Source organism: Gammaproteobacteria bacterium (assembly GCA_013003425.1).
Lineage (GTDB): Bacteria > Pseudomonadota > Gammaproteobacteria > Steroidobacterales > JABDKV01 > JABDJB01.
The window spans coordinates 68,014-82,824 of sequence record JABDJB010000094.1 but is presented as its reverse complement, the minus strand read 5'-3'; the positions used below and the strand labels follow the sequence as shown (position 1 = coordinate 82,824).

The following is a 14,811-nucleotide window of genomic DNA, read 5'->3' as shown; positions in this document are numbered from 1 at the left end:
GTAACGAACAATATGCCAATTATTTCACCCATACTTTATCTACCCCGCCCGATCAGGAATTGTCAGTTTGCGAAATTCGCTTCTTGAGATCCGCAAGTTCCTGTTCGACCGATTCATCGGTTTCCAGCCCGGCAAATTCGTAATTGAGATCCTTGCCCAGACCCATGTCGTAACTTTCGACGCGTCCTTCCAGGTCTTCCATGCGGCGTTCGTAGGCCTCGAAACGAATTAACGCATCGTCAATCTTGCCGTCGTGCAGCTGCTTGCGAACTTCCAGTCGCTTCGACGCTGTAGCGTGGCGCATGATCAATGCCTTCTGCCGTGCTTTGGCGTCGCCAAGCTTTTCTTCCAGCCGGCCAATGTCCTCATTGAGCTGTGACAGGCCTTCGTCGATGGCATGGTAGTCACCGCGCGCCGCAGCAATCGCTTCGCCTACCCGCTGCTTTTCAGCAATCGCCGCCTTGGCCAGGTCGTCACGACTCTTGCGTACGGCAAGTTCGGCCTTGCGCTGCCACTCGGCCTCTTCCCGCTCAAAGCTTTCCAGCTTGCGGTTGAGTTCCTTTTTGTCAGCAATGGCGCGCGCCGCGGACGAACGCACCTCGACCAGGGTGTCCTCCATTTCCTGGATCATCAGGCGCACCATCTTTTCCGGGTCCTCGGCCCGCTCCAGGATGGCGTTGATATTGGAGTTCACGATGTCGGTGAAACGCGAAAAGATGCCCATTCTATGGTTCCTCAGGTTATTTGTTGCCTCACCCGGTACAAAGCATTTTTCGTGCCAGTGCCTGACGGTTGTCATAAGGCATTGACCTGACAGTGAATAACTGTGACGCCGGTCACCGGAAGACACGGGCGGAATTGGTGAAATTAGCCATGTAATGGTCAATTGCACTGGAAGTTCGTAGAATTAACCAATGAGTACCCCCGGCGCGCACATGCCATCGATAATCGGTGAGGCTCCGGCCTTTGTCGCCCTGCTGGAGCAGGTGTCCCAGGCCGCGCCAATGTCCAAACCCGTCCTGACCATCGGCGAGCGCGGCACCGGCAAGGAACTGATCGCCTCGCGGTTGCACTACCTGTCGGGGCGCTGGGACGAGCCGTTGATAAAGCTCAACTGCGCCTCGCTCACCGAGAGCCTGCTGGAGTCCGAACTGTTTGGCCATGAGGCGGGCGCTTTTACCGGTGCCGCGGCGCGCCATGTCGGCCGCTTCGAGCGTGCCGATGGTGGCACCCTGTTTCTCGACGAGCTTGCGACTATTCCGCGGCGCATGCAGGAAAAAATCCTGCGTGTCATCGAATACGGTGAGTTCGAAAGGGTCGGCGGCAGCGAAACGATAGCGGTTGACGTGCGCATAGTGGGCGCAACCAATGAAAACCTGCCGATTCTTGCCCGCACCGGGGCGTTCCGCGCCGACCTGCTGGACCGGCTGGCTTTCGACGTTCTGGTCATTCCGCCGCTGCGCGCCCGGCGCGAAGACATTTTATCTTTGGCGGAACACTTCGCGGTTACGATTACTGCCGAACTGGGTCGACCGTTTTTCCCCGGTTTCGCCGAGCCGGCTATCGAGGCGCTGCTGGATCACGAGTGGCCCGGCAACGTACGCGAACTGAAAAATGTCGTCGAGCGCTCGGTTTACCGCTGGGAAGAAACGGAAACGCCGGTGGCCAAAATTATCCTCAACCCGTTTGAGTCGCCCTACCTGCCACGTACCCGGGCACTGACGCTGCCAACCAGGGCTGGTAGTGAATCGCCGCAGACACCAGCACCACGACGTAAAAAAACTCACTCCCTGCCGCTTGATTTCAAAAATACGGTCCGTGATTTCGAGGTGAGCCTGATCGACACCGCAATGAAGGCCAGCCGCTACAACCAGCGTCACGCCGCTGAACAACTCGGGCTCACCTATCACCAGCTGCGCGGCTGCCTGCGCAAGTATGACCTGGTCGAAAAATACGGTCGCGCCCGCGGCGATGACGCCTGAACAAGCCGCAGCGGACCGACTACACTTGCGTGTAGCAGACTCAGCGGGAGACAGCAATGAAATATATGCTTCTTATCCTGCCGGCTGCAGTTGCCATCAGCGGCTGTGTCGGCGAAAAGGCTTCGGTAGCGACACAGCCGCAGCCACGAACTGCAGCCAGTCCCTATGTCGTTGAGGTGACGGCACGCGACTATCGCTTCGCAGCCCCTGACAGCATACCCTCCGGCTGGATCACATTTCGCATGAGCAACGCCGGACGCATGCCGCATTTCATCCTGTTTCAGCGGCTGCCGGACGCTGTTTCTTTTGAACAGTACCTGGATGAAGTGCCGCCGGCGTTCGGTGTGGCCTACGCCGTGCGCGACGGGAAAATCACCTATGAGCAGGCGCTGGAAAAGCTCGTTGCCGACATACCCCCCTGGTACTGGAGCGAAGTGAAACAGATGGGCGGCAACGGACTGGCGTCGGGCGGCGTAACCACCGAAACCACTTTGTACCTGGCACCGGGCCGCTACACCATGGAGTGCTACATCAAGACAGATGAAGGCATTTTCCATACCGACCTCGGCATGATCCGCGAATTGACCGTTACCGCTGAAACCGCAAACGCACCGGAGCCCAAAGCCGATGTTCAGATCGCTCTGCAAAATTTTGAATTTGTTATCGATGGCTCGCTGAAACGCGGTAAGCAAGTGATTGCTGCAACATTCGAGGAGCATCCGCAGGGGGCCCTGGGTAATGACATCCACCTGGTCCGTCTGGACGACAACACCGATCTCGATAAAGTCATTGACTGGATGGACTGGCTCGCGATTGACGGCTTGCGGACACCGGCGCCGGCACGATTTCTTGGTGGCACCCACGAAATGCCGGTGGGCCATACGGCTTACTTCAAGCTGGACCTGCAGCCCGGCAGCTACGCGTTTATCGCTGAATCTGCCGCGGCGAAAGGCATGGTGCACGCCTTCTCGATCGAATAGCTATTCGATTCGCTGCTGCGGCACAACAGCATGGATGATTTCCGACGGAAAGGTCATCTGGCTGATGTAGCTACGCTGCGCATCGATGAACCCGGTCCGTTGCACGTAGGGCAACAGTTCGACGCCACGACAACCACCAAGCAGGGCAGGATTGAGCCGATAGACACGTTCCCACAGCCGGTTGTACCAGCGTTTGCCCGTTGTCATACCCGAAATAACCAGGCGGCCGCCCGGCCGCAGGACACGCCGGAATTCGGTCAGCACCGGCAGAAAATCCGTTTCAGGTAACAAATCAAACATGTAATTGTTGATCACCACATCGAACTGGCAATCGGGAAATTCGAGCGCACGGGCATCACCGACGCTCAGCCTGAAATTATCATTACCGTTCCTGTTGGCACGCCGCCGCGCCCGGGTGAGCATCGCTTCGGTCAGGTCGATACCTTCGTTACGGCCACCAGGGTTTGCGGCGAGAATCCCGGCAAAAGCCAGCCCGGTACCAACGGCAACTTCCAGCACCGCCTCGCCGTCACGGATCGCTGCCAACCGCAAACAGAGCTTGCGGGCCCGGCTTTCAGCAAGCGTTGCCCAGACGTTGTAGACCGGGGCAATGCGCCGGTAAATGCCGGCTATTTCGCCCGGATCAACACGCGCATCGAGCATTTGGATCTGATGGTCCGGTTAGCCGTAAGCCGGATGCAGTCGGCCGGCCGCGTCACGATAGTGCGGCATCCAGGTCAGGGCAACAAAGTGCACGGTGATATTGGTAGCCGTGGCCTTCACCTGGATCTCGGTGAGCTCCTCATCCTGGGCATCAAAACGATCTTCCAGCTCCTCTATGTCCTGCTCCATCTGCTCGTTCAACTCCTCGAGCTGAGCACGCACTGCCTCGGCGGTCTCGCGAGCACGCTTGATGTCCCCTTTTTCCTTACCCATGCGGCCTATACTTTTGATAGCAGTGCCCATACGCGACGCAGAAGTGCGGCTCACTTTCTTGCGCCCCAACAGTGATCCGAGCACGGCGGTACCGAAGCTGATGGCTGTATCGAGTTTTTTCGACTTGGCCTGCTGCTGTTCGCGCTCGATAACCTGCTCGGCCTTGCGCAAACGCTCCTCGCGAGTGGCAACCTTGCTCGCATATTTGTCGCGCAGTTTTTCTATAGCCAGGTCGCGTTTCTCGTTAGCCAGTTCCTGCAGCCGCACCCGGAAATTACCCTCAGTCTCGCCCGGCTCCGACACCAGCTTGTAGGTTTTGCTCTTGTATAGCTTCAACGGCTTGTTGGTGCGCAGCCAGGTCTTGAACAACCGTTCCCACTTCTTGTAGTTCTTTGGCTCTGCGGCAGCATCGGCAGGCTCGGTGAATATTGCGCCCTGCTCACCATCGCTTTCCAGGTTGCCTATATCGAATTCGATCTCGGCGCTGTCGTCCCAGTCCACCGGCACCGGGCCGTCATCGACGTCAGCAATGAGAAACACCTCGCGCTCTTCGTTGACGTTGTAACGCGAGCTGGAATAGGCAATCTCGGCCCCGGCACCTACCTTGGAGACGTAAACAAGGTCCTTGTCACCCGGTGAATGCGCGCCAACCGGCATGAAATACTGCTTGACCGAAGCCGGCAACACCGGCTCCTGCGGCCGCTTCACTTTGACGGCCTTCGTTGCCGCACGTACGTCCTTTTTCCCCGGTTCAGGGGCACTGGTCGCCGGCGCCGGCTTGCGGCCTTTCATCAGCTTGCGGATCTGGTTACGGGTAAACGGCCCGGCGAGGTACGACATTACCCAACGGGTGTTGAATACGACCGGCTCGTCCTCATGCACGTTGTGCAGCAGGAAGCGCCGCTTGCCGAGCCCGGCGATAATCTGTTCCATGCGCTGCTTGTCGAAGTTGCCGCCGGCAGCCGCACCCTCAAGCCCCTCCATCACGCGTGCCTTGTCGCGCTCGGTTTGCAGCCGGCCGATAAACCAGGTGCCGGTGTTTGACAGCGCCTTATAGTCCAGATCAACCGGGTTCTGCGTCGCCAGCACAAGGCCGACGCCGTAAGCGCGCGCCTGTTTCAGTAGCGTCAGGAACAGCGGCTTGGATGGCGGATTGGAAATTGGCGGCAGGTAGCCGAACACCTCGTCCATGTAAAGAATCGCCCGCAGCGTGCTGGTACCCGACTGCGAACGCATCCAGCCAATCAACTCGTTGAGCAGCATGGTTACAAAAAACATGCGCTCGGCTTCAGTCAGGTGGGCAATGGAAATTACCGATACGCGCGGTTTGCCGCTTTCGGTGTGCAGCAGTTTGCCAACATCCAGCGGCTCGCCTTCCATCCATGCCTCAAAACCCGGTGCAGCCAGCAGGTTGTTCATCCGCATGGCGAGCTGGAGACGGTCTTTGGCAGGATAAAACGAATCGAGGTCCATCACGCCAATTCGTTTGATCGGCGGATCCTGGATTGCCGCGATCAGACCGCCGAGGTCCAGACTGCCGCCCTCCTGCCAGGAGCGATCAAGAATATTGGCAATAAGAATGTGTTCGCGGCTGGTAATCGGATCGGCATCGATACCCAGTAATGCCAGGATGCCGGTTGCGGTTGCCTGCACGCGTTCGCGATAGACATCAAGATCTTCCATTACTGTGGCGGATGGCGCGTTGAAAGAGCGCAATACGGAAATAGGCAGGCCCGAATTACTGCCGGGCGTATAAATAGAAAGATCGACAGTGTCACGCAGCTTCTTGATGCGATCCGCGCCCTGACCCCAGTCCTTGAGCCCCTCGCGCCACAAGCTGGACTGAGCCTCGGCGTATTCCGCGGTAGTCATTCCCTTGTCAGATGCCGAGCGTGAATTGACCCACGGTTCAAAATCCTGCGGACGCAGCTTTGGAAACGTCAGCAACAGGTTGCCAAGATCACCCTTGGGGTCGACGGCAATGACCGGGATCTTGTCGATTGCGGCCTCTTCCAGCATGCCAATACCCAGACCGGTCTTGCCACTGCCGGTCATGCCGATAATTGCGGCATGCGTGGTCAGGTCTTTGGAGTCGTACAGCACGACATCGTCGCGACGCTGCTTGTTCTCGAGATCGTAGGCCTTGCCCAGATAAAACGCGCCAAGCTTCTCGTAATCCATCATTTTCCCCCACCGGTGAACGGCGAATGGTAAGCCGCCGGCAGGGTGGGTCAAGCAGTCGGCCGGCTGCAGCCGGCCGTGTCAACGGTTTTTTACTGCCAACTTATTGATCTTAATGTGTATTACTTGTTTGCAATGTTCAGTTTCGCTTGCGGCAGAATAGCGTTCCTGAGCTGTTTTTCCCAACGAGAACCGATATGCGAAAAATCCGATTCCTGATTGTTCTGCTGGCCGCCATGCTGACGGCGCCGGCAATGCTACTCGCTGCTCCTGGTGACAAAGCCGCCAAGGCCGCTGCCAAAGCTGACAAGCGGGCCGAAAAAGTGCTGCTTCGCGCCGAGAAAGAGGAGGAGCGCGCGATGCGTGGTGCCCGCGGCGATGATGACGATGACGGCGATCACGACGGCGATCACGACGACGATGGCGGCGATCACGACGACGATGACGGCGATCACGACGACGACGAAGGTGATCACGACGGCGATCACGACGATCACGACGACGACGAAGGTGATCACGACGAAGATGATGGTGATGCCGACGACGACGACGGCGATGATCGCCGCGGTGATGCCCGACAAATGAAGCGCGACGAGATGCGCGCACTGCGTGACGAAGCCCGCCACGACGGACGTGGCAAGGGACGTCGCGATGAAGCACGCCAGCACCGCGATCGTATGCAGGCCGCCGAGACAGACGAAGAGCGTGCCGCCATCCATGCCGAAGCAGCCCAAAGGCGCGCCGAGCGCCACGAACAGCAGGGGCAGAAGCGCGAGATGGTGCGCGAATACCAGCAGGAGCAGAATGATGTCCGCGAAGAACAGCGCGAAGTGCGCGCCGGGGAACGGGCAGACTATCGCGAGCGCCTGCAGGCTGCCGAATCAGCCGAAGAAAAGCAGGCTATTCAGGATGAAATGAAAGCATCACGCGCTGAACAACAAGCCGAGCGCGTCGAGCAGCAGACAAAGAAGAAACCCTGGTGGAAATTCTGGGGCGACTGATCCTGAGCGGGGCCAGGCCTGACGGTCTGGCCCTTTTGTACTGTCAGTCTGAAACGACCCGGGCTGCCGCCTCGGTAAGTGCCGTTGCCGCGCCGAATATCCTGACCAGCAGCGCGACACGCATCCACATGCCGTTACGCTCCTGACGCCAGTACACCGCACGCGAATCTTCGTCCACGGCCGGGTCGATTTCCGGACCGCGTGGCAACGGGTGCATCACCACCGCATCCTGCGGCAGCAGATTCATTTCGTCCGGGCCAACCGAGTATTCACCCAGGTTGACCTTCAGCGATTCGCCTTCGACATCCCATTCCGACTGCATGCGGGTCACGTAAAGTGCATCGAGACTGCCGATAACGTCGTCGAGCGTGCCGGTCTCGGAAAAACTGATCTGGCTTTGCGCCAGCTGCTTCTTGATATCGTTGCGTATCGCAAAGCTGGGTGGCGAAATAAACACCAGCTTCACGTCGTGATAGCTCTTCATCAGATGGCACAGTGAGCGCACGGTGCGGCCACGTCGCAGGTCGCCCATCATGCCGATGGTCTTGCCATCAATACCGCCACGGCCGGCAAAGCTGCGTTCCAGCGTATAAATATCGAGTAAAGCCTGGGTCGGATGCTGATCCGGCCCGCTGCCGGCGTTAATTATCGGGACACGCCGCGGGATCCGGTCCATCAGTGCCGCCGCACGCCCCGCGAGTCCGCGCTCCGGCGTGCGCATGATGATGACATCGACATAGGAACTGAAGGTGCGAATGCTGTCGTCAAAGCTCTCGCCCTTTATTTCCGAAGAAATTGCAGGGTCGCGAATCTCACTTGTGCGCATACCCAGCAGGTGACAGGCGTTATTGAATGACAGGAACGTCCGGGTCGAGGCCTGAGTGAAATAAAGCATCACCCGCTTGTCTGCCAGCAACCCGCGCAATGCGTCAGCACCTGCACGGCTCTTGGCAAGCGCCCTCGCAGTGTCTGTTAATTCACACAGCTCGTCGAGCAATTCCCGATTGAAAGCGCGCGGCTCGATAACGTGGAAAATCTCGCTACTCATCCAGCAGTGACTCCGGTATTCTCTCCTGCAACCGCGGCCAGCATACACGGCAGCGGCAGCTGGTTCACAACTACCGCGATAACGTGCCGTAAGCCCATGCCCCGCTGTGTATTTCTTACTCTTGCCGATCGCGGTAATTTCGTCATTGACGACGAACTTGCTTACCCCGCTTTGGCGCAGCGTGGTTTCGATGTCGAAGCGATTCCGTGGAACGATCCGCATGTCGACTGGAATGATTTCGATATCGTAGTCATCAGGTCGACGTGGGATTACCAGTCGCAGCCTGACAAATTCCTGGCGGCGCTGGCAGCCATTGAAAACAGCAGTGCGCTGCTGGCCAACTCGCATGCAATAGCAAAATGGAATCTGCAAAAAACCTATCTCGCCAGGCTGCAGCAAGACGGCGTCGATATCGTTCCTTCTTTATTCGGCGGCGCGCTGGCTGGTGGCGAGTTGCCGTCAATCTTCGACCGGCTCGATTGTGACGAAATTGTCATCAAACCGCAGGTAAGTCATACCGCACAGGGCGCCTTCCGGCTGCAGCGCGATACTGCCGCAGACCGTGCCGTTGAAGTCGAACGCTACTACCTCGATACCGCTTACCTCGCCCAGCCGATGGTGCGCAGCATTGTGACTGAGGGAGAGTACTCCCTGTTCTACTTCAACGGTGAGTACAGTCATGCGATCAGCAAGCGACCCAAGCCGGGAGACTTTCGCAGCCAGGAAGAACACGGCAGCGATATTCTGCCGGCGACTGCCGATGCGGCACTGCGGGCTGCCGGCCGTGCCGCAGTGGACGCAGTGAAGGAACCGTTGCTGTATGCCAGGGCTGACTTTGTACGCAGCAATTTCGATGATAACTACTGGCTGATGGAACTGGAGCTGATTGAGCCGGCTCTTTATTTCAGAATGGATCCGCAGTCGCCGCAGCGATTCGCGCTGGCTCTGACTGACTGGTTGGAGCGGTACACGAGGAAATAGCATGACTATCAAGAGACCACGCTGGAAATCCGGCCGCGTTGTCAGCCTGGAGCATGACTCGAATGTGCTGCGCGACAATCCGCTGGGTGACCCGCATGTGCGACGACTCGATGTATACCTGCCACCAGGTTACGACAACAGCAGGAAACGGTTACCGGTCCTGTTTGACCTGGCCGGGTTTACCGGCTCAGGCCTGGCCCACACCGGCTGGAAAAATTTTGATGAAAACATCCCTGAGCGTGTCGACCGGCTCATACATGCCCGCAAAATTGGCGACTGCATTATCGTTTTCCCCGATTGCTTCACCGCCCTCGGCGGCAACCAGTTCATTAACTCCACGGCAATCGGTCGTTATGCCGATTACCTGACCCGCGAGTTGATACCTTTCATTGATAAAGAATTCCGCACGCTGTCCGATCGCGATCACCGCGGCTGCTTTGGCAAGTCCTCGGGCGGCTACGGCGCCATCATCCACGGTATGAAATACCCGAAATACTGGGGTGCTGTTGCTAATCACTCCGGTGATGCCTACTTTGACTTTGTCTACCGACCTGACTGGCCAGCGGCGCTGGACACGCTCGCGCGCCACCGACGGCGGCGGCGTACAGCGGGGCCGGTGAATATTGCGGAGGAAGCACGCAACAGCGGAGACGGCATGGACGATGGCCGGGTGCGGCGTTTCCTGAAAGCGTTCTGGGGCAAGCCAGACCCGAAGGGCAGCGAAATACATTGCCTGATGCAGCTGGCCATGGCGGCAAGCTATGACCCGGACCCTGAAGCGCCCAATGGTTTTCGCCTGCCGTTCGACCTGGAAACCGGAGAACTGCTGCCGCAACGCTGGCGCCGGTGGCTGCGTCACGACCCGATAAATCTGGTTGGCCGTTACAAGGACAATCTCCGGTCACTGCGGGGAATCTTTATCGACTGCGGCTGGCGCGACCAGTACCGTATCCATTACGGTACTCGCATCCTGTCACGCCGGCTGCGCGAGCACGGCATCGAACATCGTTACGAGGAATTTGACGGCACGCATTCGAGCATCGACTACCGCATGGATGTCAGCCTGCCTTTCCTTTATAAGGCCCTCAGGTAGTCAGCTGCGTTTTGGCGCACCGGTCACGACGAACACGCTGACGATAATAATCAGCATGCCGACGAACTGCGTGCCCGCCAGTGCCTCGTCCAGCCACCACCACCCCAGCACAGTGGCGATGGCGGGGTTGACGTAGGCAATTGTCGCCAGTTTATCCGGCGTGGTCTGGTTGATCAGCCAGATAAAAGTGGCGTAGGCCAGGCACGAACCAAACACCGTCAGATAAACAAGCGCACCGATACCACGACGACTCCATGTCACCGTTTCCAGCTCGCCCGCACCGATGCCCAGCGCCAGCAGCACCACGCCGCCGGCCAGCATCTGCCAGCCCGCCATCATCAGCGGCGCGGCAGCAACATCGCGCGAGCGACTGTAGATCGTGCCGAATGACCAGGCGATCGGCGACAGCAGTATCGCCAGCTGCGCCCAGAAATAGCGTGTCGTTAAGCCGCTCTCCGGCGTGAGTATCAACGCTACGCCAACAAAACCCGACAGCAGGCCAAGCTTCGCCCGCGTGCTCAGCGCGTGGCCGCGCTCGCCGAACGTACCAAACCACGCTGTCCAGAACGCAGAGCTGGCAATCAGCAGCGCGGCCTGATTTGACTCGACCCACTGCTCCGCCCAGGTCACGACGCCATTGCCGATGACGATCATCAACAGGCCCATCAAAGCGATGAGGAACCAGTCACCGCGCCGCCATGGCATGCGCTGCCCGAGCGTGCGCGCCAGCATGATGATGACCAGCCCGGCTATGGTGAAACGAATTCCCGCCAGCAGCCCGGGCCGCATATCGTGCACGCCGATGCGGATGCCGAGGTAGGTGGAGCCCCAGACGATGTAAACGACGGCAAATGCCGCGGCAACCTGCAGTTTATAAAAGCGCTCGCTCATCGACCGGATCCGCAAAAAAACCGGGCCGGGTATCGGTTGACCCCCGATACCCGGCCTCGAGACCTCAGTATAGATAGACAATTGCGGCTGCGGGCGCAAGAATAGCCAACACTCAAGACGGCTACGACGATGGGGAGACGGGGATGACCGAAACAAACGCACCGGCTGCAGCACAGCGGGGCTTCATGTATCGCTTCCTCGAAACTGTCGAGCGGGTCGGTAACAAGCTGCCTGACCCGGCGGTGCTGTTCATTGCGCTGCTGTTTATCGTCTGGGTACTGTCCTGGCTCCTGTCTTATGTGAGCTTTGGCTATATAGACCCGCGGTCACAGGAACCGATCGTGGTCATCAATCAGCTGACCGCCGGCGGCATCACCACATTCCTGCAGCGCATGGTCACCAACTTCATGAGCTTCGGGCCGGTTGGCACGGTGCTGGTCGCCATGCTTGGTATCGGCGTTGCTGAACATTCCGGGTTTATCACCACCGGTATACGCGCGCTGCTGAATGTCACAGCCAAGTGGCTGCTTACGCCGATGGTGATCCTGGTTGGTATCGTCAGCCACTCCGCTGTCGACGCCGGCTACGTGCTGGTCATTCCGCTGGGCGGCGTCATCTTCTATGCGGCGGGCCGCCACCCGCTCGCCGGTATCGCAGCTGCTTTTGCCGGCGTCTCCGGGGGTTTCTCCGCCAACTTCGTGCCGTCCGCACTCGATCCGCTGCTGCAGGGCCTGACCCAGGGCGGCGCTCAGTTGCTGGAACCGGGTATTGCGATCAACACGCTGAATAATTACTTCTTTACCACCGCATCGTCACTGCTGATCGTCGGTCTGGGCTGGTGGATAACCGACAAGGTTGTGGAACCGCGCGTTGCCGACACCCCGATCGATGGCGACGCCGAAGACCTGCCGGAAATGCACGATCTCAAGGATGAAGAACGCAAGGGTCTGTTGTGGGCTCTGGTCGTTATGGCGCTGGGGCTGGCGATCCTGTTCCTGACAATGGTGCCCGAGGGATCAGCGTGGCGCGACACCGAGGGCCGTCTGGCCAGTTTCACAGCGCCCATCATGCAGTCGATTGTTGCTTTGATATTTTTCCTGTTCCTGATACCAGGCATCGTATTTGGCTACGTGGCCGGCACGCTCAAGGGCACGAAGGACGTCATCCAGGGCATGACCCATTCGATGAACACGATGGCCTATTACCTTGTCATCATGTTTTTCATCGCGCAGTTTGTTTACTCATTTGGCGCATCAAACCTCGGCACGCTGCTCGCGCTGGCCGGCGCCGAGGCACTGAAAGGCCTGCAGAACTACCCGTCGATACTTATTGTCGGCATCGTGCTGCTGACAGGGTTCGTGAACCTGTTTGTTGGCTCGGCAAGCGGTAAATGGGGCCTGCTGGCGCCCATATTTGTGCCCATGTTGATGACGCTGGGAATTTCGCCCGACCTGACCCAGGCGGCCTACCGCGTCGGCGATTCCAGCACCAATATCATCACGCCGCTGATGCCGTACTTCCCGCTGGTTGTCGTTTACTGCCAGCGCTACGTCAAGAACACTGGTATCGGCACGCTGGCGGCGATGATGCTGCCGTACTCGCTCTGGTTCCTGGTGACCTGGACGGCCTTCCTGCTGATTTACTATGCCATCGGCCTGCCGCTGGGTATCCAGTCCAGTTACGTCTACCCCGCCGGTTAATTTCCTGCGGGTGCGACCTGCGGCAATGAACTATCGTCGACCGGCGCAGCCGGTCGACTCCTTTCACCCTGCTATCCCCAATCAGCCGCGACGCACGGCTGAGCCGCTCCTACCAGCCGCACTGGCGCGGCGCGTTCTTTTCCTCGAGCCATGTCATCAGCGGCGCAAAATAGTCAATGATTGCTGTGGCATCCATTTCACGCGAGCCGGTCAACGCCTCGAGGGCGTCGCGCCACGGGCGGTTTTGCCCCATACCGAGCATCTTCCAGAAGTTCTCACCGGCCTCGGCGCTACCGTAAACCGAGCACTCGTGCAGCGGGCCGTCAATGCCAGCCTGCTCACAAAGCGCGCGCTGAAACTGATACTGCAAAATGAATGACAAGAAGTACCGCGTGTACGGTGTGTTGCCAGGTATGTGGTACTTGGCGCCGGGATCGAAGTCTTCCTCGTTGCGCTCGACCGGCGGTACGATGCCCTGGTACTGAGTACGCAAAGACCACCAGTCCTTGTTGTAATCTTCCGGCGCGGTCTTGCCGGCAAACACGTCCCAGCGCCACTGGTCGACCAGTTTTGCCCACGGCAGGAATGCGATGCGATCCAGTGCCGCCTTCATCTGTTGATTGATCAGCGCTTTCTCGTCGACATCATAGCTGTCGACCAGCCCGATCTCCTGCAGGAATGCCGGCGTCATCGACAGGTTTACGGTGTCCCCGACCGCCTCGTGGAAGCCGTCATGCGCGCCACCATGATAGACCTCGGGCAGGTCCTGGTAGGCCAGGAAGTAATACACGTGGCCCAGCTCGTGGAAAACCGTGCGCAGATCCTCTTCGTTGATGCGTGTGCACATTTTTATACGCACATCGTCATCGCCGTCCATCGGCCAGGCACTGGCGTGGCAAACCACTTCGCGATCGCGCGGCCGGGTAAACATGGAGCGTTCCCAGAATGTATCCGGCAACGCCGGCATGCCGAGCGAGGTATAAAAATCTTCTGCCTGGCGCACCATTTTTTCGACTGTGTAGCCTTTGGCCTGCATGGCAGCGTCGACATCGAGGTTGGCCACCCCGGCATAGGGCTCGACCAGCGGATAGATGTTGCCCCAGTTCTGCGACCACATGTTGCCCAGCAGGTGCGCCGGGATCGGCTGGTCCTGCGGCACCTTGTCCACACCGTAAAACTCGCCCAGCTCCGCCCGCACGTAGCAGTGCAGCTGGTCATAGAGCGGCTTGACCTGCTGCCACAGGCGCTCGATTTCCTGCTCGAATTCGTCGGCACTCATGTCGTACCCGGAACGCCACATGGCGCCGAGATTGTCATACCCCAGCTCGCCGGCGCCTTCGTTGGTCAACTCGGCAAAACGCTGGTAGTCGGCCCGAATCGGCGGCGAGATTGTGCGCCAACCGACCCAGGTCGTGGCGAGTTGATCAAAATCACGGCTGGTTGCCATCAGCTGAACCAGGTCTTCCAGCTTGCTGCATGATGCTTCGCCATCGGGGCAAAACTGGCCCCTGGAGTAGGTTGAACTCATGCGCTGGGCAACTTCGGCCAGTTCTTTTCTTTTGACCTCATCATCGGGCGCCGGCATCGACGAGCCCAGCTTTATCAGGTTAATCGCGCGGGCAGTCTCATCGTCGAGCGCAACGTCTTTAAAAGCCTTCGCTCGTTCGATCATTGCACTGTTGAATGCGAGCGTTTCTTCTGTCGCTCGTGCGTTGAGCCATTCGGTGTCCGGGGTAATGTAGGTTGCCTGCACCCAGGCCAGACGCGACGTTTCCTGGCGCCGCTCCTTTACCTGAGCGTTGTAATCAGTGACAAAATCGCGCGCATCGTTGGCGCTTACGCCATCTTCCCGGGCCGCATCGGCAGCGGCCTTTACCTGCGCCGCTGCATCGACTTGCGGTTTTGGTTGTTCGTCGCTGCTGCAGGCCGCCAACAGGCAGGCCACCAGGAGATAACTACGTTTCGCTTTTTTCATATGCAATTCTCTTTTCTGCGACAGCCATTGCGGCCGCATTAGT

The 14,811-nt window shown here is 58.7% G+C and carries 12 protein-coding genes; 6 read left to right on the top strand and 6 right to left on the bottom strand.

Annotated elements, in window-relative coordinates; genetic code table 11:
* Nucleotides 1-52: 52 nt before the first annotated feature.
* Nucleotides 53-724 (bottom strand): phage shock protein PspA, encoded by a 672-nt coding sequence (pspA, locus tag HKN06_13270; GenBank protein NNF62282.1) that lies wholly within the window; start codon nt 722-724, stop codon nt 53-55.
* A gap of 211 nt (nt 725-935) precedes the next feature.
* Between pspA and pspF the strand changes: the two genes are divergently transcribed.
* Together pspF and HKN06_13260 are read left to right on the top strand one after the other, a co-directional pair.
* Nucleotides 936-1,982, top strand: coding sequence for a phage shock protein operon transcriptional activator (gene pspF, locus HKN06_13265; protein NNF62281.1), 1,047 nt, complete (start codon nt 936-938; stop codon nt 1,980-1,982).
* 56 nt (nt 1,983-2,038) lie between these two features.
* Entirely contained in the window at nt 2,039-2,962 is a 924-nt protein-coding gene (locus tag HKN06_13260; GenBank protein NNF62280.1) for a hypothetical protein, read from the top strand.
* Here HKN06_13260 and HKN06_13255 read toward each other — a convergent pair whose 3' ends face one another.
* Together HKN06_13255 and HKN06_13250 are read right to left on the bottom strand one after the other, a co-directional pair.
* Nucleotides 2,963-3,625, bottom strand: a complete 663-nt coding sequence (locus HKN06_13255; GenBank protein NNF62279.1) for a methyltransferase domain-containing protein — start codon at nt 3,623-3,625, stop codon at nt 2,963-2,965.
* An 18-nt stretch (nt 3,626-3,643) separates the two neighbouring features.
* On the bottom strand, nt 3,644-6,082 hold the full coding sequence (locus HKN06_13250) for a DUF87 domain-containing protein (protein ID NNF62278.1): 2,439 nt from the start codon (nt 6,080-6,082) through the stop codon (nt 3,644-3,646).
* Between the two features lie 194 nt (nt 6,083-6,276).
* Between HKN06_13250 and HKN06_13245 the strand changes: the two genes are divergently transcribed.
* A complete protein-coding gene (locus HKN06_13245) occupies nt 6,277-7,080 on the top strand; it encodes a hypothetical protein (protein NNF62277.1) in 804 nt (267 codons plus the stop codon).
* A 43-nt stretch (nt 7,081-7,123) separates the two neighbouring features.
* Here HKN06_13245 and pyrB read toward each other — a convergent pair whose 3' ends face one another.
* The gene (gene pyrB, locus HKN06_13240) at nt 7,124-8,128 is read right to left on the bottom strand and encodes an aspartate carbamoyltransferase (GenBank protein NNF62276.1); all 1,005 of its coding nucleotides are present in this window, start codon (nt 8,126-8,128) and stop codon (nt 7,124-7,126) included.
* Nucleotides 8,129-8,224: 96 nt separating this feature from the next.
* On the opposite strand from pyrB, the gene HKN06_13235 reads away from it, so the two are divergent.
* Nucleotides 8,225-9,109 carry a hypothetical protein gene (locus HKN06_13235; GenBank protein ID NNF62275.1) on the top strand — a complete coding sequence of 295 codons (885 nt, stop codon included), beginning with the start codon at nt 8,225-8,227 and terminating at the stop codon, nt 9,107-9,109.
* A gap of 1 nt (nt 9,110) precedes the next feature.
* Nucleotides 9,111-10,202 (top strand): hypothetical protein, encoded by a 1,092-nt coding sequence (locus tag HKN06_13230; protein NNF62274.1) that lies wholly within the window; start codon nt 9,111-9,113, stop codon nt 10,200-10,202.
* Here HKN06_13230 and HKN06_13225 read toward each other — a convergent pair whose 3' ends face one another.
* Complete coding sequence (locus tag HKN06_13225) at nt 10,203-11,093, bottom strand: EamA family transporter (protein ID NNF62273.1); 891 nt, start codon at nt 11,091-11,093, stop codon at nt 10,203-10,205. It lies immediately after the preceding gene.
* A gap of 143 nt (nt 11,094-11,236) precedes the next feature.
* Between HKN06_13225 and HKN06_13220 the strand changes: the two genes are divergently transcribed.
* Nucleotides 11,237-12,793 carry an AbgT family transporter gene (locus HKN06_13220; GenBank protein NNF62272.1) on the top strand — a complete coding sequence of 519 codons (1,557 nt, stop codon included), beginning with the start codon at nt 11,237-11,239 and terminating at the stop codon, nt 12,791-12,793.
* 109 nt (nt 12,794-12,902) lie between these two features.
* Here the strand turns inward: HKN06_13220 and HKN06_13215 are convergent, their stop codons facing one another.
* Nucleotides 12,903-14,807, bottom strand: coding sequence for a M2 family metallopeptidase (locus HKN06_13215; protein ID NNF62271.1), 1,905 nt, complete (start codon nt 14,805-14,807; stop codon nt 12,903-12,905).
* Between the last annotated feature and the right edge of the window lie 4 nt (nt 14,808-14,811).